The following is a 21,330-nucleotide window of genomic DNA, read 5'->3' as shown; positions in this document are numbered from 1 at the left end:
ATCATAGCGTAACGAACCGATAATGCTGTGCCTAAGGCATTGAACGCTAAAGAAGGAGAGAAACCATGCAGTTTTCAACAACGCCAACCCTGGAAGGGCAGACCATCACCGAGTACTGCGGCGTGGTCACCGGTGAAGCGATTCTCGGCGCCAATATCTTCCGTGACTTTTTTGCCGGCATCCGCGATATCGTTGGCGGCCGCTCGGGCGCATATGAAAAAGAGCTGCGTAAAGCGCGTGAAATCGCCTTTAAAGAGCTTGGCGAGCAGGCGGAAGCCCTCGGCGCTGATGCGGTCGTGGGGATTGATATCGACTACGAGACGGTCGGGAAAGATGGCAGCATGCTGATGGTGAGCGTAAGCGGTACGGCGGTGAAAACCCTGAGATGAGGCGTTCGTTTGCCGCGCTCCTGCTGGCGCTGCTGCTGGCAGGATGTGCCTCGGAAAAAGGGGTTATCGACAAAGGCGCCTACGAGCTGGATACGCGTCATCAGGCTCAGGCGGCTTATCCGCGCATCAAGGTGCTGGTGATCCACTACACCGCGGATGATTTTGACAGCTCGCTGGCCACGCTGACGGATAAAAACGTCAGCTCTCACTATTTGATCCCTGCCAGGCCTCCCGCACCGGACGGCAAGCCGCGCATCTGGCAGCTGGTACCCGAGAGCGAACTGGCCTGGCATGCGGGCATCAGCTTCTGGCGCGGCACCAACCGCATCAATGATACGTCTGTCGGCATTGAGCTGGAGAACCGTGGCTGGCAAAAGACGTCGGGCGTTAAGCACTTTACCCCTTTTGAGCCAGCGCAGATTGCGGCGCTGGTGCCGCTCGCCAAAGACATTATCACCCGCTACAACATCAAACCTGAAAATGTGGTGGCCCATTCTGATATCGCCCCGCAGCGCAAAGACGATCCCGGCCCGCTGTTCCCATGGCGTCAGCTGGCGCTGCAGGGGATTGGCGCATGGCCCGACCCGGCGCGGGTGGCGTTTTACCTGAACGGCAAGCCGCGAGATGAGCTTGTTGAGCCGAAGGTGCTGCTCGATCTGCTGGCGCGCTACGGCTATGAGGTGACCGATAACATGACGAACGCACAGCAGAAGCGCGTGATCGTCGCGTTTCAGATGCATTTTCGCCCGGCGCGCTGGGACGGCGTGGCCGATCGCGAAACGCTGGCAATCGCGGAGGCGCTGTTAGAGCGCTACGGGCAGGGGTAATCCCTCGGGTTACCCGACTCCACTTTTACACGGTCTCCTTTTGGACTAATTTTCTAATCACATTCGCGGCGTAAATGTTTTATAGTTTCCTCAGTCGAAATTACTCGCAAACGTGGTTGACAATCTAATTGCATGGCAGGACGCGTGGACTGCGCTGTAATCAGCAAAATGACAAACGGCAACCTTCGGGTTGCCGCTTTTTTTCATCGTAAAAATATCGGGCCCGATCTACCGATGAAGCTTCCCGTGGTCCCGCAGCCACGCCGCGGTGCGCATAATCCCCTCATCCAGCGTCACAATCGGTTTATACCCTAGCTCATTCTCCGCACGCGAAATATCCAGCGTGAAGTCAAAGTTAAGTTTAGAGACGCCGTAATGCGTCAGCGCAGGCTCTTTGGCTGATTTACTGCCAAAGCGCTCCATGCTGCGGGCAATCATATCCAGCATTGGATAGGGAACAGAACGGATACGGCAGTCGATCTGCAACTCGTCAATTAAGCGCTGCACAATGCTGCGCAGCGTGCACGGTTCGCCGTTGGTGATGTTGTAGGCGCGACCGGAGGTAAGCTTATCGCAGTTCGGCTGGCTGGCCAGCCACATGGCGTGAACGGCATTTTCGTAATAGGTCATATCGACCAGCGCATCGCCGCCGCGCGGCAGCAGCACGCTGCCGTAGTGGTGCATCATCTGCGCCAGACGCGGAATAAACACCTTGTCGTGCGGCCCGAACAGGCTCTGCGGACGCAGGACCGTAAAGCGGGTATGCGGGTTTGACTGCGCCAGCAGGTCGATGACCTCTTCGCTGGCCGCCTTGCTGCGGGCAAACTCGCAGGCAAAGCGAGCAGGGCGGAAATCTTCCTGCACGTCACGATGGTGGTGATAGTCGAAATAGAGTGACGGTGACGAGATATGAATAAAGTTACGCACGCCCCAGGCAACGGCCCATTCACCCAGACGGCGGGTAGCCCGCACGTTGGCGAGATCGAAGGCTTCCTGGGTTCCCCACGGGGAGGTAAAACTGGAGCAGTGCCACAGCGTGTCGATACCGGCGAGCATCACTTTCGCCTGCGAGGAGACCAGCTCCGTCAGGTCGGCATGGACGAACTCTGCGCCCATTTTTTGCAGCAGTTTTCCCATCGCTTCGTTGCGACCGGTAGCCCTGACGCTGATGCCCTTGTTGCGCAGAAATTCGACCGCATTTCGGCCTAAGCCGCTGGTCGCCCCGGTAACCAGTACCTTCATATCAATCCACTGTGTTGAAAAGAATTTCGTGCGCATTCTTTCGTGAATTACGGCGCTATGCAATGGGAAAGGTGAAAGAAAGAGAGTTTTATTTAGATCTTTTCCGTCTTTTGTTCTGCCAGTTGCGCAATGCGTTTCGCCATCCCACGGAAGATAAACAGGTGGGCAGGGATCATCAACAGCCAGTAGAACAGACCCGGCATTCCGTGCGGATGCCACCAGGCGCGCACGTCCAGTTCACGATAATCCCCTTTGTCTTTCAGGGTAAAGCAGAGTCGACCCAGCCCCGGGGCTTTCATACCGAACAGCAGCGCCAGCTGTTTTTCCGGCTCGACGATGATCGCCTTCCAGCTGTCTACCGTGTCGCCCACCGCAAGATACGGGTTTGCCGGGCGGCCTTTTGCCAGCCTGTGGCCCACCAGCAGGTCCATCGCCCCGCGCGTTTGCCAGAGGATATTACCGAAGAAATACCGTTCTTTGCCGCCAATCTGGTTCACCACTTCCCACAGAGCGGCCAGGCTGGCGTTGGTTTTCACCGTGCAGCCCGCCTGTTTCGGGTAATAGCCGTACTCCGGGCGCCAGCGGGCAAACGCCTGAGCGTCGTAACCCCAGTCGCTGGAGTTCACCAGCTGTTCTTCTTCCTTGAGCGTTTTGCGCACGGCATCGTCAAAGCGGCTCAGCTCCTGGGGAATTAAGGCGCGCAGCTCGCGATCGTCCGCCAGTAAATCGTGCTTCAGCCCCTGGATAAGCGCTTTGGCGGTCGTCGGCGGCACGGAGGTGATCACATTCAAAAACCACACCGAAATCCAGCGGGTCGGGAAGGGGATGGGGATCAGCCAGCGGCGGCGTCCGCTGACGTGCATGAAATGTTCGAACTGCTCCTGATAGCTCAGGACTTCCGGGCCTGCCGCCTCCAGCACGCGGTGTTGCTCCGCCGGGCGATCCAGCAGGGCTATCAGATAATGCAGCAGGTTCTCCAGCGCAATCGGCGTGGTGCGCGAACGCACCCAGCGCGGCGGCGTGAGTACCGGCAGGTTGTAGACCATATCGCGCATCACTTCGAAGGCGGCGGAGCCTGCGCCAACGATGATCCCGGCGCGCAGTTCGGTGACGGGAATATTGGCGCCGCGCAGGGTCTCAGCCGTCAGCTGGCGGGCACGCAGATGATCGGATTGCTCATGCTCGGGAGCCTGAAGCGAGCTTAAAAAAATCACCTGCTTAACCGGGTTTTGCAGCAGCGCATCGCGAACGTTCATCGCCACCTGCCGCTCGTGGGCGATGAAATCCCCGCCTTCGCCCATGCTGTGCACCAGGTAGTAAAGCGTATCGACCCCTTCCAGCAGGGCGGGAAGTTCCTTCGGCCAGTTGAGGTCAACGTTGTGGCAGGTGACGCCAGGCAAACCGAGTTTTTGCAGGCGTTCGGTGTTGCGTGCCGCAGCCAGCACCTGGTGTCCCTGCTGGCTTAACGCCGCGGTGAGATGCTGACCGATGTACCCGCTGGCGCCGAGCACCAGAATGCGTTGCGGCACGTGATGTTCCTTATCGCTGTAAAAACGCCTGCCAGTGTTTAACCACGTCCGCCAGCTGTTCGCGGCTCACGTCGAGATGCATGACCAGGCGCACGACAGGTGAGGCGTTGATCAGCACGCCACGTGATTTCATAAATTCGCCAAGCGCAGCGGCGCGATCCTCGCCCACGCGGACGAACAGCATGTTGGTGTCGTGGCGCATCACGTCGGCGCCAATCTCGCGCAGCTGCGCCGCCATCCACGCGGCGTTGTCGTGATCGTCCTTCAGACGCGCCACGTTGTTTTTCAGGGCATACAGCCCAGCAGCCGCCAGAATACCCGCCTGACGCATCCCGCCGCCGGTCATTTTGCGCCAGCGGTTGGCGCGCTTGATGTAGTCCGTATTGCCAACCAGCAGTGAACCTACAGGCGTGCCCAGTCCTTTTGACAGGCAGATAGTGAACGAGTCGCAGTATTGCGTAATCTCTTTCAGCTCGCAGCCATACTCCACTACGGCGTTAAAGATACGCGCGCCGTCCACGTGCAGGCCGAGTTTACGCTCGCGGGTAAATTCCCACGCCGCCTTCAGGTACTCGCGCGGCAGCACTTTGCCGTTGTGGGTGTTTTCGAGGCTGAGCAGTTTGGTGCGGGCGAAGTGAATATCGTCGGCTTTGATTTTCGCCGCGACTTTATCGAGCGGCAGGGAGCCGTCCGGCGCGGCGTCAATCGGCTGCGGCTGAATGCTGCCGAGCACGGCCGCACCGCCGGCTTCGTAGAGATAGTTATGCGCGCCCTGGCCGACGATATACTCTTCACCTCGCTCGCAGTGGCTGAGCAGCGCGACCAGGTTCGCCTGTGTGCCTGTCGGCATAAACAGGGCGGCCTCCTTGCCGCTCAGTTCTGCCGCATAGCGCTGCAGTTCGTTTACCGTTGGATCGTCACCGTAGACGTCGTCCCCGACCGGAGCGGTCATCATCTCTTCGAGCATGGCCCGACTCGGGCGGGTAACGGTATCACTGCGTAAATCAATCATTTCACATCCCTTTAATTTAAGAGGTCATGCGAAATGTTTTACCTGAGCCAGTTGGTTTTTGCCAGTTCGATCACCTCGTCGCCTCGGCCGCTGATGATTGCGCGCAGCATGTACAGGCTAAAGCCTTTGGCCTGCTCAAGCTTGATCTGCGGCGGGATCGCCAGCTCTTCTTTGGCGACGACGACATCCACCAGCACCGGGCCGTCTATGGAGAAGGCGCGCTGCAGGGCTTCATCCACCTCGGAGGCTTTCTCCACGCGAATACCGGTGATGCCGCAGGCCTCGGCGATGCGCGCGAAGTTGGTGTCGTGCAGCTCGGTACCGTCCGTGAGATAGCCTCCGGCCTTCATCTCCATCGCTACGAAGCCCAGCACGCTGTTGTTAAATACCACGATTTTTAGCGGGAGCTTCATCTGTACTACCGACAGGAAATCCCCCATCAGCATGCTAAACCCGCCGTCGCCGCACATCGCCACCACCTGACGCTCCGGCGCCGTGGCTTTTGCGCCCAGCGCCTGCGGCATGGCGTTGGCCATCGAGCCGTGGTTAAACGAGCCGAGCAGGCGACGCTTGCCGTTCATCTTCAGATAGCGTGCCGCCCAGACGGTTGGCGTGCCCACGTCGCAGGTAAAAATGGCGTCGTCGTCCGCGAAATGGCTGATTTGCTGCGCCAGGTACTGCGGGTGAATGGCTTTGTCGCTTGGTTTTGCGAGGTCGTCCAGCCCCTTGCGGGCATCGCGATAGTCGCTTAGCGCCTTATCAAGGAACTTGCGGTCGGTTTTCTCTTCCAGCAGCGGCAGCAGGGCGGAAAGGGTGGATTTGATATCGCCCACCAGCGCCATATCGACCTTGCTGTGCGCGCCGATGCTGGCCGGGTTGATATCAATCTGAATGATTTTGGCATCCGTCGGGTAGAACGCGCGATACGGGAACTGGGTACCAAGCAGGATCAGCGTGTCGGCGTTCATCATGGTGTGGAAGCCTGAAGAAAAACCGATCAGTCCGGTCATGCCAACATCGTAGGGGTTGTCGTACTCGACGTGCTCTTTGCCGCGCAGGGCGTGGACAATCGGCGCTTTCAGCTTTCCGGCAAATTCCAGCAGCTCCTTGTGCGCGCCAGCGCAGCCGCTGCCGCACATCAGGGCGATATTGCTGGAGTAACGCAGCAGCTGCGCCAGCTTTTTCAGCTCCTCTTCTGCTGGCGTGACGACGGGCTGCGGGGCGTGATACCAGTGAGTGCTTGCCCCTTCTGGCGCAGCCTTGAGGGCCACATCGCCCGGAATAACGACCACAGAAACGCCGCGATTCAGCACGGCTTTACGCATGGCGATCGCCAGCACCTGAGGGATCTGCTCCGGGGATGAAACCAGTTCGCAATAGTGGCTGCATTCACGGAACAGCTCCTGCGGATGCGTCTCCTGAAAATAGCCGCTGCCGATTTCGGACGAGGGGATGTGGGCGGCAATCGCCAGCACCGGCACGTGATTGCGGTGGCAGTCGAAGAGGCCGTTGATCAGGTGCAGGTTACCCGGCCCGCAGGATCCGGCGCAGACGGCCAGTTCACCCGTAAGCTGCGCTTCAGCGCCTGCGGCGAAGGCGGCAACCTCTTCATGGCGGGTCGGCATCCATTCGATGGTCTTCATCTTGTTGAGGCTGTCGCTGAGTCCGTTCAGGGAGTCGCCGGTGACGCCCCAGATACGTTTTACGCCAGCCTGTTCGAGCGTTTTCGCTATATATGCAGCCACGGTTTGTTTCATGGTTGTCCGTCTCCTTTTTGTGATAACGCTTACAAGCTTAGAAGAAAGTCTCCGTATTGCCCGTCGCATCCCCACAATTAAAAGGTGCTTTTCACGCGCAATTATTCGGCATAATCTGGCAGTGTCTCAGTTAAAACAGGAATAATTTCAAATGGTTAAATCATTGTTAATTGCTGTTAATGAAAAGCTATCGTGCGACGATCTTGGCAAACTCTTGTTACGACTTGCCGTCGGCGGGCTGATGCTTTTTCACGGTTTGCACAAGCTTTTTGGCGGCGTGGGGTTTATCAGCGGCATGCTGGTGGAAAAAGGGCTGCCGGGATTTATCGCCTACGGCGTGTTGGTTGGCGAAGTCGTGGCGCCGATCCTGATTATTGTCGGGTTGTTTACGCGGCCGGCCGCGCTGGTACTGGCGTTTACGATGATTGTGGCGTGGCTGATGGTGGGAATGGGTGAAACGTTCGCCCTTGATAAGGTTGGGGCATGGGCGATTGAAAGCCTGGTGTACTTCTTTATCGGCTCGCTGGCTGTCGCGTTTTTAGGGGCAGGGCGGTTTGCGCTGGGTAAAGCGCCCGCGTGGCGGTAAAATTGTTGGTCGGGTAAACGCAGTACCGCCCGGCAAAAAAGCCCGGTGGCGCTGACGCTTACCGGGCCTACGAACGAACGTTTATCGTTTATGCGAGGATCAAATCCCCCTGCGGATGGCACGAGCACGCCAGCACGTAACCCTCGGCAATTTCCGCGTCGGACAGCGTCATGGTGCTGGTGACGGTGTACTCACCGGAAACCACTTTGGTTTTACAGCAGCCACACACGCCAGCACGACAGGCAGCCGCTACCGGCACCTTGTTGCTTTCCAGCGCCTCCAGCAGCGTGGTCCCCACGCGGCCAAAGAAGGTCTGGGCAGGCTGCAGTTTGGTGAACCTAACGCCGCTGCTTGCCGCTTCCGCCACCGGCGTGAAGAACTGCTCTTTGAAGAAGCGGGTTACGCCAAGCGCTTTCACTTCTTCTTCCACGATAGCCATGTACGGCGCCGGGCCGCAGGTCATCACCGTTCGGTTCGCAACATCCGGCACGCTTTGCAGCAGCTCGCGGCTCAGGCGACCGGGCACAAAACCGTGGGTCGCGTTGTGCTCAGCCACCAGCGTCACCGGATATTCACGCCACTCCTCGGCGAAAATCACATCTTCCGGGGAACGGACGCTGAAGATCGCCTGCACGTCGGCCTGGGGGCGGTTCTTCGCCAGCCAGCGGCGCATTGACATAATCGGCGTTACGCCACAGCCCGCCGCCAGCAGCAGGAATTTATCGTCAGCTTTGTCGTCACAGGTGAATTCCCCCTGCGCGTCGGACAGCCAGATGTAATCCCCGCGCTTCACGTCCTGCGTCAGCCACTGGGAGCCCGCGCCGTCGTCAATGCGGCGGACGGTGAGCGTAATGTATTCGCTCACGCCCGGCGTCGAGGAGATCGTGTAGGCGCGCAGGGTGTCCGCCGAATTGCGAATGCTGACCAGCGCATACTGGCCTGCACGATATGGATAGTAGTCATGGCACAACAGCGACAGTGTCCACACATCCGGCGTCTCCTGATGGATGTGATGAACCTGCATCCGCCACGGGCATTGTGAGGTTGGCATGGTCATGAATCCCTCCTTACGCGCTCAGCAGCTGCTTCATATCGTCTTCAACGTTGGTCACGGAACGCAGACCGAATTTCTCGTTCAGCACGGCCAGCAGGTCCGGCGTCAGGAAGCCTGGCGCGGTCGGTCCGGTCACGATGTTGGTGACGCCAAGAGAGAGCAGGGTCAGCAGGATGACAATCGCTTTCTGCTCGAACCATGACAGCACCAGAGACAGCGGCAGGTCGTTCACGCCGCAGCCCAGTTTCTCCGCCAGGGTGACCGCCAGAATGATGGCCGAGTAAGCATCGTTACACTGGCCCGCATCGATCAGGCGCGGCAGACCTTCGATGTCGCCGAAGTGCAGCTTGTTGAAACGGTATTTGCCGCATGCCAGGGTCAGGATCAGGCAGTCTTCCGGCACGCTGGTGGCGAAATCGGTGAAGTAGTTACGCTCGCCGCGCGCGCCGTCGCAGCCGCCGACGAGGAAGATGTGGCGCAGCTTTTCACGGCTGACGAGATCGATCAGCGAATCAGCGGCACCCAGCAGGGTTTCACGACCGAAGCCGACGGTAATAAGGTGCGGAATTTCGCTGTACGGGAAGCCCGCCATCTGCTGCGCCTGGGCGATAACCGGACCGAAATCGTCACCTTCAAGATGGCTCACGCCCGGCCAGCCGACGATGCTGCGGGTCCAGATGCGGTCATCGTACGCGCCGACGGTCGGGTCGATGATGCAGTTAGAGGTCATCACGATAGGGCCAGGGAAGCGGGCGAACTCCACCTGCTGGTTCTGCCAGCCGCTGCCGTAGTTACCGATGAGATGCTTAAATTTACGCAGCTCCGGGTAGCCGTGCGCGGGCAGCATTTCACCGTGGGTATAAACGTTAACGCCGGTGCCTTCGGTTTGCTTCAGCAGGTTGTAGAGATCTTTCAGGTCGTGACCGGAAATCAGGATGCACTTGCCTTCGGTAGCCTTGACGTTGACCTGCGTTGGCGTCGGGTGGCCGTAGGTGCTGGTTTCACCGGCGTCCAGAATGCTCATCACCCTGAAGTTCATCTGGCCGATTTCCATTGAGCACTCAAGCAGGGCATTCATATCGGCAGGCCAGGTGCCCAGCCACGCCATGATTTTGTGGTACTGCGCATAAATCTCATTGTCGTACTGACCCAGAACGTGCGCGTGCTCCATATACGCCGCAGCGCCTTTCAGGCCGTACAGGCACAGCAGGCGCAGGCCGAGAATGTTCTCCCCAATCGCCGCTTTGTCTTTGTTCGGGGTGAATTCTGCCGCCTGGCGCTGGAGGTCGCCGAGATCGTCGCTGACCAGCTGAAGTTCTGACATCGGGTTTTCCACGCGGGCGCTGGCATCCGCCTTCAGACACTGTGCCTTCAGCGCTTCACGCAGGGCAATCGCTTCGCGGGCGTAGCCGACAATGCGCGGAGAGTCGAAGTTAACGTTGGTCAGCGTGGAGAAAAACGCGCGCGGGGCGAAGCTGTCGACGTAGTGGTCGACTATGCCGTATTCGCGGGCTTTGAACGCCCAGGCGGAAAGGCCTTGCAGAGCCGCAATCAGCAGGTCCTGCAGGTCAGATGTTTCTGCGGTTTTGCCGCACATACCCTGTGCGTAGGAGCAGCCGTTGCCTGCCGGGGTACGGATGGTTTGTTCACATTGCACACAAAACATAATCACACCTGTTAAAGTTATATTTGATATACATGTTTAAGGTTATGCTCGTGCCGGAACGGTGAAAAGGGCTTTCTGCTACAAAATAGAGGGAGATTGATTTAGCGCAATTTTGGCGGCAGGAAACCTACCGCCAAAGAAGTATCAGGCTGAGAAAAAGGCCATCAGAACCGGAACCAGCAGGCTTAAAATGAAGCCGTGAACGATAGCCGCGGGCACCATCTCCAGCCCCCCGGAGCGTTGTAATACCGGCAGGGTAAAGTCCATCGACGTCGCACCGCACAGGCCCAGCGCGGTAGAACGACTGCGGCGAACCAGGCTCGGGATCAGCATGATGGCGATCAGCTCTCGCGCCAGATCGTTAAAGAAGGCGGCGCTGCCGATCACCGGGCCGAATGATTCAGTAAGCAGAATACCGGAGAGGGAGTACCAGCCAAAACCTGACGCCATCGCCAGGCCGGTTTTCAGCGGCAGATCGAGCACAAAGGCATTAATGACGCCCGCCACCATGGAACTGGCGACAACAATGACGGCAACCATCATTCCCCGACGGTTCAGGACAATTTGCCTCAGGGTCATGCCATTATTTCGCAGCTGAATACCAATAAGGAACAGCAGGAAGATCAGCGTATATTCGCTGGCCTCAGTTGCGTGCTGCAAAAAAGCCCAACCGGTCAGCCCAAGAAGAAAACCGAGCACCACGACGCCGCATAATTTTAATGATTCAAGCGCCATTGCAATTCGTGAAGGAAGCTTTTCCTGATGATGGTGATTTTTCCATGGAATAGTGCGTTCCAGCCACAGCAGCGCGGCAATATTGCACAGCAAAATAACGACTACGGTGACGACAGAATAATGGAGAATTGAGAGTAAATTCGCTGACAGGTTGTCCAGAAATGCCAGGCTAATCCCCATAAAGAAAAGAATCACGTAGACAATCCAGCTCAGGAATCGATTAATGAGCCTTAATGCGGATTCACGATGGAGCTGAATAAGATAGCCCACGATCAAGGGCAACAAAATGATGAGGAGTCCTGAAAACATGAACAGCCGGTCCTTTTTGAGTATCGGTTAAGCGCCAGTGACACTACCCAATAAAGGCTGTTCAGTAAAGCGACAAAAGAAAGCCGGGTAGCGGCTACGCCTTACCCGGCCTACAAGTGCATTCTCACGTAGGTCGGGTAAGCGTTAGCGCCACCCGACACCGCGAGCAATTAATCGCGTTTTTCCAGCAGGGTGCGGTACAGCACGCCGCCCAGGATACCACCGATAATTGGCATCACCCAGAACAGCCACAGCTGCTCGAGCGCCCAGCCGCCCTGGAAGATGGCGACGGCGGTACTGCGTGCCGGGTTAACGGAGGTGTTGGTGACCGGAATAGAAATCAGGTGGATAAGCGTCAGCGCCAGACCAATGGCAATCGGGGCAAAACCAGCTGGCGCATGTTTGTCGGTTGCGCCGTGGATCACCAGCAGGAAGCCGGCGGTCAGCACAATTTCAATCACGATGGCAGACAACATGGAGTAGCCGCCCGGAGAATGCTCGCCGAAGCCGTTAGAGGCAAAGCCGCTGGCCGCCGCGTCGAACCCGGCTTTACCGCTGGCAATTACGTACAGAACGCCAGCCGCAATAATACCGCCAACCACCTGTGCCACAATATATCCAATCACGTCTTTCGCCGGGAAACGGCCGCCAGCCCACAAACCTAACGTCACGGCCGGGTTAAAATGACCGCCGGAAATATGCCCGACGGCAAACGCCATGGTTAATACGGTTAAACCAAAAGCCAGCGCGACGCCGACAAAACCAATGCCTAATTCCGGGAATGCTGCTGCCAGAACGGCACTACCGCAGCCACCAAATACCAGCCAGAATGTACCAAAGCATTCTGCTGCCAATTTTCTAAACATAACCACCTCAAAAATTTTCCGCACGCTTTCCCGCGCGCGGGATATATCGCCATAAAGGGATGACGACTCGAAGAGCCCGTATTTTAGAAACCAACAACATCCCTTCGCCACTTAAATAAATTCGATTAATTTGATTTAAGGCAATGTGATGTCAATCCTTGTTCAAATCAGCGGTAAATAGAGCATAGACCAATTCTTGTAAGGGTGAATGTTATGCTGTCGTGACAGAGCACCTCCCGCTATACTGCTGATAACTTGAAGGAAAAAGTGATCATTTGTCGGGGGATTTATGCTTCTCGAACGTGTGGAAATTGTCGGGTTTCGCGGTATTAACCGCCTGTCACTGCAGCTGGAGCAAAACAACGTCCTGATCGGCGAGAACGCTTGGGGCAAGTCCAGCCTGCTGGATGCATTGACGCTACTGCTTTCGCCCGAGGACGATCTGTATCACTTTGTTCGCGACGATTTCTGGTTTCCCCCCGGCGACGTGACGGGGCGAGAGAAGCACCTGCACATCATCCTGACGTTCCGCGAATCCGAACCCGGACGTCACCGCGTGCGTCGCTTCCGCCCGCTGTCACCCTGTTGGGTGCCGTGCGATGACGGTTTTCAACGGATTTTCTATCGGCTGGAAGGTGAGATGGCGGAGAACGAGGGGGTACTCACCCTGCGTGATTTTCTCGATGAGAAAGCTAACCCCATCCCGCTGGACAATATCGACGATCTGGCCCGTCACCTGATCCGTCTGACGCCGGTGTTACGCCTGCGCGATGCGCGTTTTATGCGGCGTATTCGTAACGGTACCGTACCCAATATGCCGGAAGTGGAAGTCACCGCCCGCGAGCTGGATTTTCTGGCAAGAGAGCTGGTGTCGCGTCCGCAGAACCTTACTGATGGCCAAATTCGTCAGGGGTTGTCCGCAATGGTACAGCTTCTGGAGCACTATTTTTCCGAGCAGGGAACCTCTGAGTCGCGCCATCGTCTGATGCGCCGCCGCTCTCATGATGAGCAGCGAAGCTGGCGTTATCTCGACATCATTAACCGGATGATCGACAGGCCCGGAGGTCGTACCCATCGGGTGATTCTGCTGGGGCTGTTTTCAACGCTTCTGCAGGCCAAAGGCACCGTTCGTCTTGACCGGGACGCCCGACCGCTGCTGCTGGTGGAAGACCCGGAAACGCGCCTCCATCCCATCATGCTCTCCGTGGCATGGCATCTGCTGAATCTGCTGCCGCTCCAGCGTATTACGACCACCAATTCCGGGGAGCTATTATCGCTGACGCCGGTAGAACACGTCTGTCGCCTGGTGCGTGAATCCTCCCGCGTCTCTGCTTTCCGGCTTGGGCCGGGCGGTTTGAACGCGGAAGACGGGCGGCGCATCGCGTTCCATATTCGCTTTAACCGGGCGTCGTCGCTCTTTGCCCGCTGCTGGCTGCTGGTTGAGGGGGAAACGGAAACCTGGGTCATCAACGAACTGGCGCGCCAGTGCGGCCACCATTTTGATGCGGAAGGCATCAAGGTAATCGAGTTCGCCCAGTCGGGATTAAAGCCACTGATAAAATTTGCCCGCCGGATGGGGATCGAGTGGCACGTTCTGGTCGACGGCGATGAGGCTGGCAAAAAATATGCCTCGACCGTGCGAAGCCTGCTGAGTAACGAGCGAGAGGAAGAGCGCGACCATTTAACTATGCTGCCCGCCATGGACATGGAACACTTTATGTATCGTCAGGGGTTTGACGACGTATTCCACCGAATTGCCATGGTGCCGGTCGATGTCCCGATGAACATGCGGCGCGTGATCGCCAAAGCTATTCATCGTTCCTCAAAACCGGATTTAGCCATTGAAGTGGCAACGGAGGCGGGGAGGCGGGGCGTGGAGGCGGTACCGACCCTGTTGCGGAAGATGTTCTCCCGCGTGCTGTGGCTGGCTCGCGGGAGAGCAGATTAACGTTGGGTCGCCTGTTTCACCTGCTGAATCAGGCTATCCAGCAGCTCGTAGCGGCGGCGATATTCGGAACGCTTTTTGCTGGCGATCTCTTCCATTGGTTTACGCGGCATGACGAGCGGCAGCATAAAGTTACCGCTGTCCTGCTTTTCACCGCCGATGGAGATCCAGAAACTGTCGTAATCGGCCAACAGTTTCCCCTCTTTTTTCTTGCGGTAGCGCCAGCTGCGGTAAATGTGCGTATCGTTACTGACCGCGACAATTTGCTCTACCGGGAACGCGGCGCCGAGGATCATGGCGGCCTCGACCAGCAGACGTTTCGGGAACAGGCCATGGCAGGCTTTCGTCGCACCCTGGATCAGCTCATGCGGAACATGCGCTTTTGCGCCCTGCAAACCGCCAATGAACAGCGTCGATTTTCCCTCAAACTGGCAGAGGGTAAAGGTCATCTCCGCCAGCGCCGTATTTTGACCGTCACAGAAAACGAGGGTAGCTTCTCCCTCTTTATCCATAAACGCATCGGCACACAGACGGACGGTAAATTGCTGTTCATCTTTTCCGGTTAAGGTCAGCAGAGTCACGCCCTGCTTTGAAAGGTAACCACTGGTCAGCTTTGCCGGCAGCTGGCGACACATCATCTGATAGTGCCATGACAGCGATTCCAGCGTACGCTGTCTATCCATATTGACCGTCAACCACGGACGATGAAGGCGGCAGGGCAGTCCCGGCTGAACCTGGAGCATTTGCATTAGGTGCGGATGTTCTGCAAGGCCAGACAGCAGGCGAGCGGTGCTGAGCGGTGTCGCCAGTGAACGCAGCATGAACTTACGTCTGTAGGCGGTTTTTTCCCATGCCAGCCCGGGCGCGATCTCACCGAAAGCCAGTTTTTTGAAGAGCTGCCAGCCGGATTTAGGCTGCGGCAGGTTTGAAAGTGATGTGTCGACGATAGAAGACATGGTAGATCCTGATCCTTTTGGAATATCGCTATTTCAACAGGAGAAATGTCAACGTCTCGTAAACAAATTAGGGCGATTTCAGAGAACAGGGGTTTCGTTGAGGAGTCGTTTAGATAGAATCAACATTTATAATTGCCAGAACATTTATTTGGAATATTTATGAATCTCAAGGGAAAACGCAGAACGCTGTTTCTGCTGCTGGCGGTCGTGGTTTTAGTCGGTGGGTACTGGCTATGGCAGGTGCTGAATGCGCCGGTGCCGCAGTATCAGACACTGATTGTTCGCCCGGGCGAACTGCAGCAAAACGTCCTTGCGACGGGCAAGCTTGACGCTTTGCGCAAGGTTGACGTCGGCGCGCAGGTTAGCGGCCAGCTGAAAACGCTGTCGGTTGAGATTGGCGATAAGGTGAAAAAAGGCCAGCTGCTCGGCGTTATCGACCCTGAGCAGGCTGAGAACCAGATCCGCGAGGTGGAAGCCACGCTGATGGAGCTGCGCGCGCAGCGTGCGCAGGCGCTGGCAGAACGTAACCTGGCGCAGGTGACGCTGACCCGACAGCAGGCGCTGGCCAAAACCCAGGCGATTTCGAAGCAGGATTTAGACACGGCCACCACGGAACTGGCGGTGAAACAGGCGCAGATAGGCACGATTGACGCGCAAATCAAGCGCAATCAGGCCTCGCTGGATACGGCAAAAACCAACCTCGACTACACCAAAATCGTCGCGCCCATGGCGGGTGAAGTGACCCAGATCACTACGCTGCAGGGCCAGACGGTGATTGCCGCGCAGCAGGCGCCAAACATTCTGACGCTGGCGGACATGAGCACTATGCTGGTCAAAGCCCAGGTTTCAGAGGCGGATGTTATCCATCTTAAGCCGGGACAGAACGCCTGGTTTACGGTGCTGGGTGATCCGCAGACGCGCTACGAAGGCGTGCTGAAAGACATTCTGCCGACGCCGGAAAAAGTTAACGACGCTATTTTTTACTATGCCCGCTTTGAGGTGCCAAACCCGCAGGGCGTGCTGCGTCTGGACATGACCGCACAGGTGCATATCCAGCTGACCGGCGTGAAGAACGTGCTGACCATTCCGCTCTCCGCGCTCGGCGAATCCGCCGGGGATAGCCGTTATAAAGTGAAAGTGCTGCGCAACGGCGAAACGCGCGAGCGTGAGGTTGTGATAGGCGCGCGCAACGACACCGACGTGGTGGTGGTGAAAGGACTGGAAGAGGGCGAGGAGGTTGTTGTCAGCGAAAGCCTGCCCGGAGCCGCCAAATGACGGCGCTGCTTGAGCTGAAGGACATTCGTCGCAGCTATCCGTCGGGCGACGGCCCGGTGGAGGTGCTGAAGGGCATCTCCCTGCGCGTGGAGGCGGGCGAGATGGTGGCGATTGTCGGGGCATCGGGTTCCGGTAAATCGACGCTGATGAACATTCTCGGCTGTCTGGATAAACCCACCAGCGGCACGTACCGCGTGGCCGGAACGGATGTCTCCACGCTGAACGGTGACGCGCTGGCGAAGCTGCGCCGGGAACATTTCGGCTTTATCTTCCAGCGTTACCATCTGCTTTCTCATCTTAATGCGGCGCAGAACGTTGAAGTTCCGGCGGTCTATGCGGGCGTCGAGCGGAAAAAACGGCTCGAACGCGCGCAGATGCTGCTGACGCGTCTGGGGCTGGCGGAGCGGGTTGAATACCAGCCCTCGCAGCTGTCCGGCGGGCAGCAGCAGCGCGTGAGTATTGCCCGTGCCCTGATGAACGGCGGGCAGGTGATCCTCGCGGATGAGCCGACCGGGGCGCTCGACAGCCATTCCGGCGAAGAGGTGATGGCGATCCTGCACCAGCTTCGCGATCGGGGGCACACCGTCATCATCGTGACCCACGATCCGCAGGTGGCGGCGCAGGCGGAGCGCATAATTGAGATCCGCGACGGCGAGCTGGTCAGCAACCCGCCGCCGCGTGAGTCCAGAGCCGCGGCATCTAAAGAAGCGCTGCCGGCATCAACCGGCTGGGGGCAGTTCTCCAGCGGCTTTCGTGAAGCATTGACCATGGCCTGGCTGGCGATGGCGGCCAATAAAATGCGTACCCTGCTGACGATGCTCGGCATCATCATCGGTATTGCCTCGGTGGTGTCGATTGTGGTGGTGGGCGACGCGGCCAAGCAGCTGGTGCTGGCAGATATCCGCGCTATTGGCACCAATACCATTGACGTCTATCCCGGCAAAGACTTCGGGGACGACGAGCCGCAGTATCAGCAGGCGCTGAAATACGACGACCTGGCGGCCATTCAGAAGCAGCCATGGGTCAACTCCGCCACGCCTGCGGTGTCGCAGAACCTGCGCCTGCGCGTGGGCAATGTTGACGTGGCAGCCAACGCGAACGGCGTGAGCGGAGACTACTTCAACGTCTACGGTATGACCTTCAGCGAAGGCGCCACCTTCAACGCCGAGCAGCTCGCGGGCAGGGCGCAGGTGGTGGTGCTGGACGCGAATTCGCGCAGACAGCTCTTCCCCAATAAAGCCAACGTGGTGGGCGAAGTGATCCTGGTCGGCAACATGCCTGCCACGGTTATCGGCGTGGCGGAAGAGAAGCAGTCGATGTTTGGCAGCAGCAAGATCCTGCGCGTCTGGCTGCCCTATACCACCATCTCCGGGCGGATTATGGGGCAGTCCTGGCTCAACTCCATCACCGTGCGCGTGAAGGAGGGCTACGACAGCGCGCTGGCCGAACAGCAGCTTGAGCGGCTGTTAACCCTGCGCCACGGGAAGAAAGATTTCTTCACCTGGAACATGGACGGCCTCTTGAAAACGGCGGAAAAGACCACACGTACTCTTCAGCTGTTCCTCACGCTGGTGGCGGTGATTTCGCTGGTCGTCGGCGGTATCGGGGTGATGAACATCATGCTGGTGTCGGTAACCGAACGTACCCGGGAGATTGGCATCCGCATGGCGGTCGGGGCCCGGGCCAGCGACGTGCTGCAGCAGTTTTTGATTGAAGCCGTGCTGGTGTGTCTGGTCGGCGGTGCGATGGGGATTGCGCTCTCGATGATGATCGCCTTCGCGCTTCAGCTCTTTTTACCCGGCTGGGAGATTGGCTTCTCGCCGGTGGCCATTATTACCGCATTCTTGTGTTCAACCTTTACCGGCATTTTGTTTGGCTGGTTGCCCGCCCGCAACGCGGCGCGGCTGGATCCGGTGGACGCGCTGGCTCGGGAATAACCCGAAAATAAAAATGCCAGCCGATCGGGCTGGCATTTTGACTGCGGGATGTACACAATAAAACAGAGAGCTATGCAACCGTCTCAGCTTCAATGGGGACGATAAGGCTGGCATGATTGCCTTTTGGTCCCTGGTGAACATCGAACCGGACGGACTGCCCGGCTTTGAGCGTTCTGTAACCATCCATCTGAATGGTGGAATAGTGAGCGAAGATATCCTCGCCGCCGCCTTCGGGGCAGATGAAGCCAAACCCTTTGGCGTTGTTGAACCACTTAACAGTACCCATTTCCATGCTTCGACATCCTTCGTAAATCTTATAAGTTAAGATGGAATGAACCGGTGGTGGAGTGGGGGCTGTTCAAAACCTCGCCATCTCACGCTTGTACAATTTAGAGAAACGAAAGAAGTCGTCAAGCGTTTGGCGCTGGAGATGGGACAATAATCAACCAAAGTTTGAAGCAGTTAACGCTATTGCAACAGTTTGTGACAGACATCGCGGATGACAGTAATAGATGATTGTTATCTAACATCTGAGGTAGATTCAAAGTGGTTATGCATAATGGGTAAGACCAACGATTGGCTGGATTTTGACCAGCTGGCGGAAGACAAAGTGCGCGACGCGCTAAAACCGCCATCTATGTATAAAGTTATGTTAATGAACGATGATTACACGCCGATGGAATTTGTTATTGACGTGCTACAAAAGTTCTTTTCTTATGATGTAGAACGTGCAACGCAACTGATGCTTACCGTTCATTATCGTGGCAAAGCTATCTGCGGCATCTTCACAGCCGAAGTGGCGGAAACCAAAGTGGCGATGGTGAACGACTATGCGAGGGAGAACGAGCATCCGTTGCTGTGTACGCTGGAAAAGGCCTGATAAGGCATAAAATTGGGGGAGGTGCCTATGCTCAATCAAGAACTGGAACTCAGTTTAAACATGGCTTTCGCCAGAGCGCGTGAGCACCGACATGAGTTTATGACCGTCGAGCATTTACTGCTCGCACTGCTTAGCAACCCATCTGCCCGCGAAGCGCTGGAAGCCTGCTCCGTGGATCTGGTGGCGCTACGTCAGGAACTCGAAGCCTTCATCGAACAAACCACACCGGTGCTGCCAGCCAGTGAAGAAGAGCGCGACACGCAGCCGACGCTCAGCTTCCAGCGCGTGCTGCAGCGCGCGGTATTCCACGTCCAGTCTTCCGGGCGTAGCGAAGTGACTGGCGCAAACGTCTTAGTCGCCATCTTCAGCGAGCAGGAGTCACAGGCTGCCTATCTGCTGCGCAAACACGAAGTCAGCCGCCTCGACGTGGTTAACTTTATTTCTCACGGAACGCGCAAAGACGAGCCTAACCAGGCATCGGATTCCAGCAATCAGGTCAATAACAATGAAGAGCAAGCAGGCGGGGAGGATCGTATGGAAAACTTCACCACCAACCTTAACCAGCTTGCTCGCGTTGGCGGTATCGACCCGCTGATTGGTCGCGATAAAGAGCTGGAGCGCGCGATCCAGGTGCTGTGCCGTCGCCGCAAGAACAACCCGCTGCTGGTGGGGGAGTCAGGCGTGGGTAAAACCGCGATTGCCGAAGGGCTTGCCTGGCGCATTGTCCAGGGCGACGTGCCGGAAGTGATTGCCGACTGCACCATCTACTCGCTGGATATCGGCTCGCTGCTGGCGGGCACTAAATACCGCGGTGATTTTGAAAAACGCTTCAAGGCGCTATTGAAACAGCTGGAGCAGGACACCAACAGCATACTGTTTATCGATGAAATTCACACCATCATCGGGGCAGGTGCGGCCTCCGGTGGCCAGGTGGATGCCGCTAACCTGATCAAACCGCTGCTCTCCAGCGGCAAGATCCGCGTGATTGGCTCCACGACCTACCAGGAGTTCAGCAACATCTTTGAGAAAGACCGTGCGCTGGCGCGCCGCTTCCAGAAAATCGACGTGACCGAACCGTCCGTCGAGGAAACGGTGCAGATCATCAACGGCCTGAAGCCGAAGTACGAAGCGCACCACGACGTGCGTTATACCGCGAAAGCGGTGCGTGCGGCGGTGGAGCTGGCGGTGAAATACATCAACGACCGTCATCTGCCGGATAAGGCGATTGACGTGATTGATGAGGCCGGGGCGCGTGCGCGCCTGATGCCGGCCAGCAAGCGTAAGAAAACCGTTAACGTGGCGGATATTGAGTCCGTGGTGGCCCGCATCGCGCGTATCCCTGAGAAGAGCGTCTCTCAGAGCGATCGCGACACGCTGCGCACCCTCGGTAATCGCCTGAAAATGCTGGTCTTTGGTCAGGATAAAGCCATTGAGGCCTTAACCGAAGCGATCAAGATGGCCCGTGCCGGACTGGGGCATGAGCACAAGCCTGTCGGTTCCTTCCTGTTTGCTGGCCCGACCGGCGTGGGGAAAACCGAGGTAACGGTTCAGCTTTCCAAAGCGCTGGGCATTGAGCTGCTGCGCTTTGATATGTCCGAGTATATGGAGCGTCACACCGTCAGCCGTTTGATTGGTGCGCCTCCTGGCTACGTGGGCTTTGACCAGGGCGGCCTGCTCACCGACGCGGTGATCAAGCACCCGCACGCGGTACTGCTGCTCGATGAAATCGAGAAAGCGCACCCGGACGTGTTCAACATCCTGCTGCAGGTGATGGACAACGGGACGCTGACCGACAACAACGGGCGCAAAGCTGACTTCCGCAACGTAGTGCTGGTAATGACCACTAACGCCGGGGTGCGAGAAACCGAGCGTAAGTCCATCGGCCTGATCCACCAGGATAACAGCACCGATGCGATGGAGGAGATCAAGAAGATCTTCACGCCGGAGTTCCGTAACCGTCTGGACAACATTATCTGGTTCGATCACCTGTCTACCGAGGTGATCCATCAGGTCGTGGATAAATTCATCGTCGAGCTGCAGGTTCAGCTGGATCAGAAAGGCGTGTCGCTGGAAGTGAGCCAGGAGGCCCGAAACTGGCTGGCCGAGAAAGGCTACGACCGTGCGATGGGCGCCCGTCCAATGGCGCGTGTAATTCAGGACAACCTGAAGAAACCGCTGGCGAACGAGCTGCTGTTTGGCTCGCTGGTGGACGGCGGCCAGGTGACCGTGGCGCTGGATCAGGCGAAGAACGAACTCACGTACGATTTCCAGAGTGCGGCGAAGCACAAGCCGGAAGCGGCTCACTGAGTGAGTGGAAGGCTAATGTTAGAAACCGGGCATTTGCCCGGTTTTTTTATTCCTGCTT

General features: G+C 57.4%; 18 protein-coding genes. 8 read left to right on the top strand and 10 right to left on the bottom strand.

The features are described 5' to 3' along the window. The first annotated feature begins 65 nt into the window (after positions 1–65). Together AC4IBF_RS14650 and AC4IBF_RS14645 are read left to right on the top strand one after the other, a co-directional pair. Entirely contained in the window at positions 66–389 is a 324-nt protein-coding gene (locus tag AC4IBF_RS14650) for a heavy metal-binding domain-containing protein (protein ID WP_008500028.1), read from the top strand. Next, positions 386–1,216 (top strand): N-acetylmuramoyl-L-alanine amidase, encoded by an 831-nt coding sequence (locus AC4IBF_RS14645; RefSeq protein ID WP_133294078.1) that lies wholly within the window; start codon positions 386–388, stop codon positions 1,214–1,216. Before AC4IBF_RS14650 ends, AC4IBF_RS14645 begins: the two co-directional genes overlap by 4 nt. Positions 1,217–1,444: 228 nt before the next feature. Here the strand turns inward: AC4IBF_RS14645 and AC4IBF_RS14640 are convergent, their stop codons facing one another. The 4 genes from AC4IBF_RS14640 to poxB all read right to left on the bottom strand — a co-directional run bounded on the left by AC4IBF_RS14640 (position 1,445) and on the right by poxB (position 6,756). Beyond that, entirely contained in the window at positions 1,445–2,458 is a 1,014-nt protein-coding gene (locus tag AC4IBF_RS14640) for a 3-beta-hydroxysteroid dehydrogenase (RefSeq protein WP_143344879.1), read from the bottom strand. A gap of 92 nt (positions 2,459–2,550) precedes the next feature. Next, a complete protein-coding gene (locus tag AC4IBF_RS14635; RefSeq protein WP_491462929.1) occupies positions 2,551–3,987 on the bottom strand; it encodes an SDR family oxidoreductase in 1,437 nt (478 codons plus the stop codon). Positions 3,988–3,997: 10 nt separating this feature from the next. Continuing rightward, complete coding sequence (ltaE, locus tag AC4IBF_RS14630) at positions 3,998–4,999, bottom strand: low-specificity L-threonine aldolase (protein WP_143344881.1); 1,002 nt, start codon at positions 4,997–4,999, stop codon at positions 3,998–4,000. A gap of 38 nt (positions 5,000–5,037) precedes the next feature. After that, positions 5,038–6,756, bottom strand: a complete 1,719-nt coding sequence (poxB, locus tag AC4IBF_RS14625) for a ubiquinone-dependent pyruvate dehydrogenase (RefSeq protein WP_126302814.1) — start codon at positions 6,754–6,756, stop codon at positions 5,038–5,040. A gap of 151 nt (positions 6,757–6,907) precedes the next feature. Here poxB and AC4IBF_RS14620 point away from each other — a divergent pair, with 151 nt between their 5' ends. Next, positions 6,908–7,342, top strand: a complete 435-nt coding sequence (locus tag AC4IBF_RS14620) for a DoxX family protein (RefSeq protein ID WP_115874615.1) — start codon at positions 6,908–6,910, stop codon at positions 7,340–7,342. Positions 7,343–7,430: 88 nt separating this feature from the next. Here the strand turns inward: AC4IBF_RS14620 and hcr are convergent, their stop codons facing one another. The 4 genes from hcr to aqpZ form a co-directional block, all read right to left on the bottom strand. Then, positions 7,431–8,399: an NADH oxidoreductase gene (hcr, locus tag AC4IBF_RS14615; protein ID WP_252092689.1), complete on the bottom strand. Its 969-nt coding sequence runs from the start codon at positions 8,397–8,399 to the stop codon at positions 7,431–7,433. 10 nt (positions 8,400–8,409) lie between these two features. Continuing rightward, positions 8,410–10,062, bottom strand: coding sequence for a hydroxylamine reductase (gene hcp / locus AC4IBF_RS14610; protein WP_252092690.1), 1,653 nt, complete (start codon positions 10,060–10,062; stop codon positions 8,410–8,412). A gap of 144 nt (positions 10,063–10,206) precedes the next feature. After that, positions 10,207–11,106: a LysO family transporter gene (locus tag AC4IBF_RS14605; protein ID WP_252092691.1), complete on the bottom strand. Its 900-nt coding sequence runs from the start codon at positions 11,104–11,106 to the stop codon at positions 10,207–10,209. 170 nt (positions 11,107–11,276) lie between these two features. Further along, positions 11,277–11,972, bottom strand: coding sequence for an aquaporin Z (aqpZ, locus tag AC4IBF_RS14600; RefSeq protein ID WP_014883193.1), 696 nt, complete (start codon positions 11,970–11,972; stop codon positions 11,277–11,279). Between the two features lie 289 nt (positions 11,973–12,261). Here aqpZ and AC4IBF_RS14595 point away from each other — a divergent pair, with 289 nt between their 5' ends. Next, the gene (locus tag AC4IBF_RS14595; protein ID WP_115874620.1) at positions 12,262–13,920 is read left to right on the top strand and encodes an ATP-dependent endonuclease; all 1,659 of its coding nucleotides are present in this window, start codon (positions 12,262–12,264) and stop codon (positions 13,918–13,920) included. Here AC4IBF_RS14595 and AC4IBF_RS14590 read toward each other — a convergent pair. Next, on the bottom strand, positions 13,917–14,873 hold the full coding sequence (locus AC4IBF_RS14590) for a VirK/YbjX family protein (RefSeq protein ID WP_252092692.1): 957 nt from the start codon (positions 14,871–14,873) through the stop codon (positions 13,917–13,919). The genes AC4IBF_RS14595 and AC4IBF_RS14590 overlap by 4 nt on opposite strands. A 159-nt stretch (positions 14,874–15,032) precedes the next feature. Here AC4IBF_RS14590 and macA point away from each other — a divergent pair, with 159 nt between their 5' ends. Both macA and macB read left to right on the top strand, forming a co-directional pair. Further along, positions 15,033–16,148, top strand: coding sequence for a macrolide transporter subunit MacA (gene macA, locus AC4IBF_RS14585; RefSeq protein ID WP_127730241.1), 1,116 nt, complete (start codon positions 15,033–15,035; stop codon positions 16,146–16,148). Next, positions 16,145–18,085 carry a macrolide ABC transporter ATP-binding protein/permease MacB gene (gene macB, locus AC4IBF_RS14580; protein WP_133294085.1) on the top strand — a complete coding sequence of 647 codons (1,941 nt, stop codon included), beginning with the start codon at positions 16,145–16,147 and terminating at the stop codon, positions 18,083–18,085. Before macA ends, macB begins: the two co-directional genes overlap by 4 nt. Before the next feature lie 70 nt (positions 18,086–18,155). On the opposite strand, the gene cspD is transcribed toward macB, so the two are convergent. Further along, positions 18,156–18,377: a cold shock-like protein CspD gene (cspD, locus tag AC4IBF_RS14575; RefSeq protein ID WP_008499993.1), complete on the bottom strand. Its 222-nt coding sequence runs from the start codon at positions 18,375–18,377 to the stop codon at positions 18,156–18,158. Between the two features lie 267 nt (positions 18,378–18,644). Here cspD and clpS point away from each other — a divergent pair, with 267 nt between their 5' ends. Then, entirely contained in the window at positions 18,645–18,965 is a 321-nt protein-coding gene (gene clpS, locus AC4IBF_RS14570) for an ATP-dependent Clp protease adapter ClpS (protein WP_006174393.1), read from the top strand. Positions 18,966–18,992: 27 nt separating this feature from the next. Then, positions 18,993–21,272 (top strand): ATP-dependent Clp protease ATP-binding subunit ClpA, encoded by a 2,280-nt coding sequence (gene clpA / locus AC4IBF_RS14565; RefSeq protein ID WP_014831269.1) that lies wholly within the window; start codon positions 18,993–18,995, stop codon positions 21,270–21,272. Positions 21,273–21,330: the final 58 nt, after the last annotated feature.

It is taken from the genome of Enterobacter sp. Taxon_8 (assembly GCF_058354585.1).
Note: the sequence above shows the minus strand (reverse complement) of the source record. Positions and strands in the feature narration are given on the sequence as shown.